2 protein-coding genes are annotated in these 2,398 nt (G+C 51.9%); both read right to left on the bottom strand.

Going from position 1 to position 2,398, the window contains the following annotated elements; translation table 11 throughout:
• Positions 1-327 precede the first annotated feature (327 nt).
• On the bottom strand, positions 328-1,437 hold the full coding sequence (locus B060_RS0123370; protein ID WP_018084204.1) for an aspartyl protease family protein: 1,110 nt from the start codon (positions 1,435-1,437) through the stop codon (positions 328-330).
• A gap of 89 nt (positions 1,438-1,526) precedes the next feature.
• Positions 1,527-2,276, bottom strand: coding sequence for a tyrosine-type recombinase/integrase (locus tag B060_RS25835; RefSeq protein ID WP_018084203.1), 750 nt, complete (start codon positions 2,274-2,276; stop codon positions 1,527-1,529).
• Positions 2,277-2,398: the final 122 nt, after the last annotated feature.

Raw genomic sequence — 2,398 nt, 5'->3', positions numbered from 1 at the left:
CGTCATTCGATTCAGTCGATGGAGCCATCTCCAGTTTGAATCATAACCGCGAGTCCCTGCCAAGCCCCCTTGCACGCCAATTTGCCCCGGTTACGAAATAACTCCCTGTCTTTCGATTAAATCCTCAAAAGCGATGTGCAGACAAGGACTTACGCGAAACGGGAGTTGAGCCTTTATCTTGCCTTCACTACGTACCTTTTTTGTTCCGATTTTGTCGCGGTATTCAGGTGCCACATTTTGTGCGCCGCACACTAAGGTTGAGCGGATCGAGGAAATACTATCACTTCCCCCTAACTACTTGATGGACCAGTTTGCTGTAGGGACGGTTCAATAATAGTTGCGTAGAGTAAGATTTCGCACTTCTCCGGTGGCCAAAGTCAATCGCACCGACACGCGTGCATCCTCATGTTTCCATTTCTGTGTTTCAGCGTCCGTGAGGGACGAAACCGGGATGCCATCAATCCTGGCGATTTGATCGCCTTCCTTAAAAGCGCTTTCGGCGCCAGGGCTACTAGGCGCAACAAAAATTACCTTAAGAATATCGTTCTGTCGTTCGAAGGCTAGGCCGCTTCGTTCGCGTTCAAATGGGGCGCCCAAATTCCTTGAGGTTGCTGACACCCATAGTTTTCCTCCAGGAATATCCCAAAAACTCCTAAACCGCTCCAGAAACGGTAAGCCAAGGTTGATTTCATATGAAAGTTGGGTCTCCGAAATCTCGGCTGGGACGTCGGTGAATAGCATTCCCCCTAACGCAGCGTGCTTTAGCGTAGTCATCGCAATTGTATGAATGCCGGTAAGATCGCCAGTTATCCAGGACGATAAAGCTCGGCCCTTCAAAAGGTCGTTTTCACTTGCCCACGATTTGCTGATCATCAATGGCGTATTGCTTCCTGAATCGAGAGAGGCTTTTGCCGGCTTGCCCTCAATAAGAACATCCGTAATCAGAGAACCGCGTTTCCCTGCCGTAATGCCGACAGGTACCATACCTTGCCTGGGTTTGCTTTTCTGAAAACTTGCACGAAGATTCGGAGCATCAAGATCGAGGCTCGCCCTTTGGAGGATGTTTCGGCCGATCAAAAGATCCGCCCCCAGGCCTGCTGCGTCAAGTGAAGCAATAATTATGGGATATAGGAAATCTGCGTCTCCTATGCGGCATTTGATCGGGTCAGTGATTCCGGCATTAAAGTCGCCATAAATAGCTTTGCCTGTTAAAGGCTTTGTGGGTTTTATCCCCAATTGGTTTGCTATCTTTGTGTCTAGAATACAGTGGCTTGCACCACAGTCGAAAATTCCCCTTAAGTTACTCCCATTCAAATTGACCGGCATTATCAGCCCATCGTCAGATCGTAGTAGCTTGAAGCCTGTATCCGCCAATGCGGGACTAGCAGCGCACAAGCCTAGCGCAGTGCCCGCTTGTAAGAAATAACGCCTGTCCATAAATGCCCTCGCCTATGTCGCCACACCTTCAACCTAATATTTAATATCGAAAGCAGAAATGTGGCGTAGGTTCTGCCAGAAAGCCCTTGTCATCCGAAATTGAGAGCCTCGCTGATACTGTCTGCAATCCGGCTGGCGGCAACCTTGATTGGGGTATTGGCAAGGTGCGCATATCTCGCCGTCGTTTGGACCTGACTATGACCGAGCAATTTGCCGATCATCGGCAAGCCTTCACCGAGGGCGAGGGCGCCGCTGGCGAACGAATGGCGCAGATCATGGATGCGAACGTCAGGCAAGCCAGCCACTGCGCGGATGCGTCGCCACGGATGTTGCAGATCGGTGAGGGGGCGTCCATCATTCTTTCCGGCGATGACGTAAGGGTTGCTGTTGATGCGCTCGATTTTGAGCATGACATCGACCACACTCTGCCCGATATGCACCGTCTTCGCCCCGGTCTTGGAGTCTGGCAGACGTAATTCATAGTCGGCCAGATAGACGTCGTTCCACTTGAGCGTCATGATCTCGTTGAGCCGGCAGCCGGTCAGCATCAGTAGTCGGATGGCGTTGATCGCTGAAGCCGTCTCTGTCTGCCCGTGGTCGGCTTGATGCAACGCCTGGCCTAACGCCTTGTACTCTTCCGCACTCAAGAAGCGGGCGCGCTTGCGTTCGGGATATTTTTTGACGTGCAGACAGGGGTTGCTACCGTCCGGGCGGATATTCCACACCTCGGCCAGATTGAACAACACTGACAACACCCCTAAGGTGCGATTGGCCTGGTAGGGGATATGACTGAACGCGCCATGAAGTTCGGCGATGTCCGCCCGACCAATATCGGTCACCTTGCGCGATCCAATACGTGGGACAATTTAGGTGGACCCCGTCAGTTGGACAGAAAGTGGGCTGACTTAAGATAGAGAGTCTTGCCGGTTAATTGTCGCTGGCGATTTTGCCAGAATGTCGG

It is taken from the genome of Asticcacaulis benevestitus DSM 16100 = ATCC BAA-896, assembly GCF_000376105.1.
GTDB lineage: Bacteria > Pseudomonadota > Alphaproteobacteria > Caulobacterales > Caulobacteraceae > Asticcacaulis > Asticcacaulis benevestitus.
This window is presented reverse-complemented; position numbering and strand designations above follow the sequence as displayed.